The organism is Rhodoblastus sphagnicola (assembly GCF_002937075.1).
Classification (GTDB): Bacteria; Pseudomonadota; Alphaproteobacteria; order Rhizobiales; family Beijerinckiaceae; genus Rhodoblastus; species Rhodoblastus sphagnicola.
This window is the reverse complement of the sequence record NZ_NHSJ01000083.1, coordinates 22,745-29,405: the sequence shown is the minus strand read 5'-3', so window position 1 is coordinate 29,405 and position 6,661 is coordinate 22,745. Positions and strand designations below refer to the sequence as shown.

Here is a 6,661-nt window from a genome sequence, read left to right as displayed (position 1 = left end):
CGGCGACATAGGTCTGGGCGACGGGCGCGGGCGCATAGGTCTGGCGCGCGACGCGAATGCGCAGGTCGCCCCGCTCCACCTCGATCTCGCTCAAATCCGTCTCGCTCAGCAGCAGGGCGATTTCGCGGACCAGCCCGGCGTCGATCTCGGACGACGTGTCGCGGGCAGGTTTGGAGGCGGGGGTCTTGGGCATTCGGGTGAGGGCCTCTTGGATTTTGGGGCGCGCCCACGGATCGCGCCCCGTGGGCGCGCCGCGCGTGAATCGCGCTTAAGCTGAAGAACGATCAGCCGTATAGTCCTTTTGGGCGCCCAAAGAAAGGGGCGCTGCTCAAGATGTGACCACGCGGATTTGCCGCCGCGTCCGCGCCGCCGCCTTGTTTTTACGCGCGGGCGGCACTAGGTTCGCTGACAAAATTTCACTCGGAGGTCTCACGTCATGGGCGGCTTGTCATTGCCCCATCTTCTGCTTGCTGCCGTCGTCGTCCTCATCCTGTTTGGCGGCAAGGGCAAGATTTCCGAGCTTATGGGCGACGTCGCCAAGGGCATCAAGAGTTTCAAAAAGGGCCTGAGCGACGAGGAGCCGGCGCCCAAGCCGGCTGATCCGGCGGCCCCGGCGAAGACGCTCGATCACCAGGCGCCCGCGCCGGCAGAGGCCGCGCGCGATCCCAACAAGGTCGGTTGAACGGGCGTCCTGCGCTCATCTGTCGCGGGTAAGGTGAAGGGCCTCCATGTTCGATTTCGATGTCGGCAAGCTGCTGCTTATTGGCGTGGTGGCCCTGATCTTCATTCCGCCCAAGGATTTGCCGGGCGCGCTGCGGCAACTCGGGCGCCTTCTCGGTCAGGCGCGGCGCATGGCGACGGATTTCCGCGCCCAGTTCGACGAGGCCCTGCGCGAAACGGATATGCGCGACCTCAAGGACGAATTCGCCGATCTCAAGCAGAAGACGTCCATTGAAGGGACCATGAACCGCATCGCCGACATGATCGACCCGGAAAAGACGCCGCCGGCGCCGCCTCAGGAAACGCCGCCGCCGCAACCGCCGAAAATCGAGACCGAGGCGCCGGAAAATCACTTGATCGAAAAGGCCGACCTGCCGCCGCCGCCGCCGGAAGCCAAATCATGACGCAAGCCGACATCGACGCCACCAAGGCGCCGCTCATCGAGCATCTCATCGAGTTGCGCGCCCGGCTGATCAAGGCTTTGCTCGCCTTCGTCGCCGCTTTCGTGATGTGCTTCTGGTTTTCGCACCAAATCTACAACATCCTGCTCGGCCCCTATGTGTCGGTGGTCGGCGCGGACAATGCGAAGCTGATCGCCACCCATTTCCTCGAACAGTTCTTCACCCAGCTCAAACTGTCGATGTTCGGCGCCGGCTTCATCGCCTTCCCGCTCATGGCGCTGCAACTGTACAAATTCGTCGCGCCGGGGCTCTATTCTCATGAGCGCAAGGCTTTCGCGCCCTATCTGCTGGCGACGCCGGTGTTCTTCTTCCTGGGCGCGCTGCTGGTCTATTTCGCGGTCATGCCGTTTCTCATCAAGTTCTCGGTGAGTTTCCAGCAATTGGGCGTGAAGGGCGAAGCGACCATAGAATTGCTGCCCAAGGTCAGCGAATATCTGTCGCTGATCATGACGCTGATCTTCGCCTTCGGCATCGCCTTCCAACTCCCGGTGATTCTCACCTTGCTCGGTCACGCCGGGGTGATCGACAGGAAATTTCTCACCGAAAAGCGGCGCTACGCCATCGTGGGCATCACGGTGATCGCAGCCATCCTGACCCCGCCCGACCTGATCTCGATGATCGCGCTTGTCCTGCCCATGGCGCTGCTTTACGAAGGCGCGGTTTTGGCGGTGGGCCTGATCGAAAAGAATCGGGCCAGCGCCGACAACGAAATCTCCCAGTAGCCCTCATGCTGAGGAGGCCGCCAAAGGCGGCCGTCTCGAAGCGCGAGGGCGGTCCACGGACGCCCAGCACGAGCCCGCCATGCACGACATCAAGACGATCCGCGACGACCTCGCCGGCTTCCGCGCCGATTTTTTGCGGCGCAAGCCCGACGAATCCGCAGCCGACGCCCTGATCGCCAAACTGGTGCGGCTGGACGACGCCCGCAAAACCGCGATCCAGCAGGCGCAGGCCGCGCAGGAGCGCCGCAACGCCGCCTCCAAGGAAATCGGCGCGGCGATGAAGGCCAAGGATTCCGCGCTGGCCGAAAAGCTCAAGGCCGAAGTCGCGGAGCTGAAGGAAACCATGGGCGCGCTCGAAGCCCAGGAGCGCGACGCCAAAGTGGCGCTGGAAACCGAACTCGCCGCCATCCCCAACCGCCCGCTGCCCGAAGTCCCCTTCGGCGCCGACGAGAACGACAATCCCGAAATCCGCCGGGTCGGCGAACCGAAAAAATTCGCCTTCAAGCCGAAGGAGCATTTTGAGATCGGCGAAGCCCTCGGCCTGATGGATTTTGAGGCGGCGTCGCGGATTTCCGGCGCGCGTTTCGTCCTGACAAAAGGCCGGCTGGCGCGGTTGGAGCGCGCGCTCGCGCAGTTCATGCTCGACCTGCACACCGATCACCATGGCTACCTTGAGATCAACCCGCCTCTGCTGGTGCGCGACCGCGCCATGTTCGGCACCGCGCAACTGCCAAAATTTTACGACGACCAGTTCTTCGCCACCACCTCGGCGGTGCGCGCGCAACAGCTCGCGGCGGCGCTCGCCGGAGCGCCGGCGAGCGAAATCGAACGTTTTCGCGCCGGTTCGGACGACATAGCGGATTTTGTCGGCGGCATCCTCGATCGGGCTGACACCACCGAGGATTTCTGGCTGATCCCCACGGCGGAAGTGCCGCTCACAAACCTCGTCCGCGAGCAAATCCTCGACGAAGCCAGCCTGCCGCTGCGCATGACGGCGGGCACCCCCTGTTTCCGCGCCGAGGCCGGGGCTGCCGGCCGCGACACGCGCGGCATGATCCGCCAGCATCAGTTCTCGAAAGTGGAAATGGTGTCGATCACCACGCCGGAACAGGCGCTGGAAGAACACGAACGCATGACCGCCTGCGCCGAGGAAGTTTTGAAGCGCCTGGGCCTGCCGTATCGGGTCGTGCTGCTCTGCACCGGCGACATGGGCTTCGCCTCGCAAAAAACCTATGACATCGAGGTCTGGCTGCCGGGCCAGGACCGCTACCGCGAAATCTCGTCCTGCTCGGTCTGCGGCGATTTCCAGGCGCGCCGCATGGCCGCCCGCTACCGCCCGAGCGAAGGCAAGGCCACGCGCTACGTCGCCACGCTGAACGGCTCGGGCGTGGCGGTCGGCCGCGCCCTGGTCGCCGTGCTGGAAAACTACCAGAACGAGGACGGCTCCGTGACGGTTCCGGAGGTTTTACGGCCCTATATGGGCGGGCTGGAAAAGATCGAAAAAGCGTGACGGCGCCTCCCTTCTCCCCATAGTCCGTCGGAGGGCGGGAGGCGGCTCGCGCCACGCGCGAGACGGATGAGCAATTGTCTGATGTGTGAAGTTGCATTTGCGCTTTTCGCGCGCGCATCGCCCGCTTTGGCCAAGCTTGCGCAAACGCCCGGCGTCGCCGCCGCGTCGAGCCTCGATTTGGAAATATCGACTCCACGGATGGTCTTCGTCACGGTTATTTGCCTTGTTCGCGCGCTTGCGACCAGGCGATTGTTCGGTCGCGCGCCACGACGGCGAAGGCGCCAAGCTCACCCCCGGTTGAAGCCGGAGCCGGCGCGCCATCGCTTCCACCCGGCAATCGTGCGATTGTCCAGTTCAGCCTTGTCCGCAAGGCCCCCCTCATCCGTCTCGCGGCTTTGCCCCCCTTCTCCCGCCAGGGGAGAAGCGGAGCCGTCACACTTCGAGCCGTCAAATTTGGAGCGTCTGTCATGAACGATCCCCTGACGTTTTACGGCGTCACCCTAAATTCCCGACTGCTGGTGGGCACGTCGCAATATCCCTCGCCGGCCATTCTCGCCGACGCCCTGGCCGCATCCAAGACCGAGGTCGCCACGGTGTCGCTGCGGCGCGAGGCGGGCGGTTCGCGCGCCGGCGAAAGCTTCTGGGGCCTGATCCGCGAGTCCGGCCTAAAAGTGCTGCCCAACACCGCCGGCTGCCGCAGCGTGAAGGAGGCCGTGACCACCGCCCACATGGCCCGCGAGCTGTTTGACACCAAATGGATCAAGCTGGAGGTGATCGGCGACGACGACCTGCTCGCCCCCGATCCGTTCGGCCTCGTCGAAGCCGCGCGTATCCTGTGCGACGACGGTTTTGAGGTCTTCCCCTACATGACCGAGGACGTCATGCTGGCCGACCGACTGGTGGACGCGGGCTGCCGGGTGCTGATGCCCTGGGGCGCGCCGATCGGCTCGGGCCGGGGCCTCAACAACATTTTTGGGCTGCGGGCGCTGCGCGCGCGCTACCCCGAACTGCCGCTGGTGATCGACGCCGGCCTCGGCGCGCCCTCGCAGGCGGCGCAGGCGATGGAGCTCGGCTATGACGCGGTGCTGCTCAACACGGCCATAGCCAAGGCCGGCGACCCGAAAGCCATGGCCCGCGCCTTCGCGCTGGCCTGCGAGGCGGGCAGGGCGGCTTACAAGGCGCTGCCCATCGAGCCGCGCGACATGGCCGAGCCTTCAACCCCGGTGCTGGGGCGGGCGTTTACATGAAGCTCGACCCGTTCTACCTCATCGCCGATCACGTCGGCTGGCTGCGCCGCCTGCTGCCCTGCGGCGTCAAACTGGCGCAATTGCGCGTGAAGGACGCGGCCGAAGCCGATTTGCGCGCGCAAATCGCTGAGGCCCGCGACCTGTGCCAGACTCATGGCGCGCAACTGATCGTCAACGATTACTGGCGCCTCGCGTTGGAGCTGGGCTGCGATTTCATCCATCTCGGCCAGGAGGATCTGGCCGGCGCCGATCTCGCCGCGATCAAGGCGGGCGGTTTGAAGCTCGGCGTCTCCACCCATGACGAGGCCGAACTGGCGATCGCGCTGGCGGTGGAGCCGGATTATGTCGCGCTCGGCCCGATCTTTCCGACTCTCTTGAAGAAAATGCCATGGGCGCCACAGGGGTTTGAAAAGCTCGGCCTGTGGCGGCAAAAAATCGGCGACCTGCCGCTGGTCGCCATCGGCGGCCTGACGCCGGAGCGGGGGCAAGATTGCTTCAAGGCGGGCGCCGACAGCGCGGCTGTCGTCACCGACATTTCGCTCAACGCCGACCCCGAGGCGCGCTGCCGCGAATGGGTCGCCGCGACCCGCGCCTTTTCGCGCTGAATTGTCCTGCGCGCCCTAGAGCCTTTTTCGATCCGATTGAATCGGATCGGGGCTCTAGTTTTTTGTTTTTACGCGTTTTCTTAACGCGAACCGGCATCCACTTCGCTGGAAAACGCTCTATTGGGTGAGCGCGGGCGATCCCGACTTTGTTGTGGTCGTCATGGTGGCATAGGATGCGGAGCTGACCGACAGAGCGGCTGGCGCGATCCGCCATGTTCCCGGACTGTTGCTGTTGAGGATCAACTGATTGAGAACCAGGGTCAGGCTCTCGCTGGACAAAGTGGAGCCGGAATTGAAGGTGAGATTGCGGCTGGGCAGATAGATCAACCCGCTCATGGTTTGCCCGGACGCAGCATTGATCGTGAACGCCGAGTTCGATAATCCGCCGGGCTCGTACATCAGGATGTTGGCATATGTCCCGCTCGTGGGCGCGCTGATGTTCACGGTAACGCCGCTGTTGATCTGGATATAGGAGGAATTGTCGGCGAAATAGAATGTGACGCCGGTTCCGCTCACAGTCCAGCCGCTGTTCAAATTCCAATGCGCGCCCGAGAAAACATAGAGGCCCGGCTGGAGGTTCAAGGCTCCAGAGCCGTTGAAGTTGAAATTGCCGCAATAAACGCCGGGCGAAAGGCTATTGCTTCCCGAATAATTCAGATTGCTCACTGTGCAAGAGGCGACGGCGACGGCGGGCATGTTCCGCTTGAACGGATCGGATGCCGTGGCGCAATTGGTGGCGAGATTTGTCACCGTGACGCTGTTCTGGATCACGGTCGATCCCTGGACGCAAACATTCTGGACATTGATGTTGTCGCCGCTGTTGAAGATGGCGGCGGGGCTTCCGGTCGAAGCGACGTCGATTTCGCACGTGGGCGCGGCGACATTGAAATTGCCGTTGACCAGCAGCGCTTGCGCCGCGTTGGGATCGAGAACGAGGATGCAGACCTTGTTCGGCGTGCGCGTGGTGGCGGTGGACGTCGAGATTCCCGCCGTGGCGCGCACCGAGAACTTCATCGCTTTGAAGCCCAGGACATTCATGATCGCGGTCGACAATAGGCCGCTGGCCGCGCCGGTGACGCCGCCATTGGCGTTGGTGGTGAAAGTCGGCGCGCTCGTGAGGGTGATCCCGCTTTGCGACATGCTGCCGCGAAACATCGAAGCGGCGTCGGCGCCCGGCGAGATGACCGCCGTCAGGACCGCATTGTCCATTGCGGTCTGAGCCGCGGATCTGGCATTGATGAGTCGCCCGTAATCAAGCGCCAAGCCCATCATCGACAGGATGGGCAGCAGCGCGAAAGCGAAATAGAGCGAAATCGATCCTTTGCGATCGCGCTTGAAATGCCCGAGCAATCCTAAAGTCTTGATGGTCCATCGCTCATGCATTTTTGGGAGCCTT

General features: G+C 63.5%; 7 protein-coding genes and 1 pseudogene. 6 read left to right on the top strand and 2 right to left on the bottom strand.

The genetic code is table 11. From position 1 onward, the window contains the following. Nucleotides 1-193 (bottom strand): annotated as a pseudogene (locus tag CCR94_RS13600) (acetyl-CoA carboxylase biotin carboxyl carrier protein); the annotation flags it as partial. Nucleotides 194-436: 243 nt separating this feature from the next. Between CCR94_RS13600 and CCR94_RS13595 the strand changes: the two are divergent. From CCR94_RS13595 to CCR94_RS13570, 6 genes are all read left to right on the top strand, one after another. After that, on the top strand, nucleotides 437-682 hold the full coding sequence (locus CCR94_RS13595) for a twin-arginine translocase TatA/TatE family subunit (RefSeq protein ID WP_104508395.1): 246 nt from the start codon (nucleotides 437-439) through the stop codon (nucleotides 680-682). A 46-nt stretch (nucleotides 683-728) separates the two neighbouring features. Then, entirely contained in the window at nucleotides 729-1,124 is a 396-nt protein-coding gene (gene tatB, locus CCR94_RS13590) for a Sec-independent protein translocase protein TatB (protein ID WP_104508394.1), read from the top strand. Beyond that, complete coding sequence (gene tatC, locus CCR94_RS13585) at nucleotides 1,121-1,903, top strand: twin-arginine translocase subunit TatC (protein WP_104508393.1); 783 nt, start codon at nucleotides 1,121-1,123, stop codon at nucleotides 1,901-1,903. The genes tatB and tatC overlap by 4 nt, the downstream gene beginning before the upstream one ends. A gap of 79 nt (nucleotides 1,904-1,982) precedes the next feature. After that, a complete protein-coding gene (gene serS, locus CCR94_RS13580; protein WP_104508392.1) occupies nucleotides 1,983-3,413 on the top strand; it encodes a serine--tRNA ligase in 1,431 nt (476 codons plus the stop codon). Between the two features lie 467 nt (nucleotides 3,414-3,880). Beyond that, on the top strand, nucleotides 3,881-4,660 hold the full coding sequence (locus tag CCR94_RS13575; protein ID WP_104508391.1) for a thiazole synthase: 780 nt from the start codon (nucleotides 3,881-3,883) through the stop codon (nucleotides 4,658-4,660). After that, nucleotides 4,657-5,265: a thiamine phosphate synthase gene (locus CCR94_RS13570; RefSeq protein WP_104508390.1), complete on the top strand. Its 609-nt coding sequence runs from the start codon at nucleotides 4,657-4,659 to the stop codon at nucleotides 5,263-5,265. Before CCR94_RS13575 ends, CCR94_RS13570 begins: the two co-directional genes overlap by 4 nt. Nucleotides 5,266-5,382: 117 nt before the next feature. Here the strand turns inward: CCR94_RS13570 and CCR94_RS13565 are convergent, their stop codons facing one another. Then, on the bottom strand, nucleotides 5,383-6,648 hold the full coding sequence (locus tag CCR94_RS13565) for a TadE/TadG family type IV pilus assembly protein (RefSeq protein WP_104508389.1): 1,266 nt from the start codon (nucleotides 6,646-6,648) through the stop codon (nucleotides 5,383-5,385). Between the last annotated feature and the right edge of the window lie 13 nt (nucleotides 6,649-6,661).

Bases quoted from the DNA above. Each gene is read 5' to 3' on its own strand.
- serS (WP_104508392.1), top strand. From the start codon at position 1,983: ATGCACGACATCAAGACGATCCGCGACGACCTCGCCGGCTTCCGCGCC.
- CCR94_RS13595 (WP_104508395.1), top strand. From the start codon at position 437: ATGGGCGGCTTGTCATTGCCCCATCTTCTGCTTGCTGCCGTCGTCGTC.
- tatB (WP_104508394.1), top strand. From the start codon at position 729: ATGTTCGATTTCGATGTCGGCAAGCTGCTGCTTATTGGCGTGGTGGCC.
- tatC (WP_104508393.1), top strand. From the start codon at position 1,121: ATGACGCAAGCCGACATCGACGCCACCAAGGCGCCGCTCATCGAGCAT.
- CCR94_RS13570 (WP_104508390.1), top strand. From the start codon at position 4,657: ATGAAGCTCGACCCGTTCTACCTCATCGCCGATCACGTCGGCTGGCTG.
- CCR94_RS13575 (WP_104508391.1), top strand. From the start codon at position 3,881: ATGAACGATCCCCTGACGTTTTACGGCGTCACCCTAAATTCCCGACTG.
- CCR94_RS13565 (WP_104508389.1), bottom strand. From the start codon at position 6,648: ATGCATGAGCGATGGACCATCAAGACTTTAGGATTGCTCGGGCATTTC.